1 protein-coding gene is annotated in these 235 nt (G+C 68.1%); it reads left to right on the top strand.

The window, feature by feature from the left end:
• The coding region (locus BST12_RS30255; RefSeq protein ID WP_139802148.1) for a hotdog family protein at positions 1–235 on the top strand (235 nt) is incomplete at both ends.

Raw genomic sequence — 235 nt, forward strand, 5'->3', positions numbered from 1 at the left:
GACGAGGTGGGTTGTTCGGTGCTGCAGGAGTTGACGTTGCAGGCACCGTTGGTGCTGCCGGCAGATGGGGTGCGGGTCCAGGTGGTGGTGGGCGGCGTCGAGCAGTCGGGTACTCGGAATGTGTGGGTGTATTCGGCTGCCGGCCAGGCGGATTCGAGTCCGGGATGGACGTTGCACGCGCAGGGCGTGTTGGGGGTTGGCTCGGTGCAGCCGGCCGCGGAGCTGTCGGTGTGGC

The organism is Mycobacterium angelicum (assembly GCF_002086155.1).
Classification (GTDB): Bacteria; Actinomycetota; Actinomycetes; order Mycobacteriales; family Mycobacteriaceae; genus Mycobacterium; species Mycobacterium angelicum.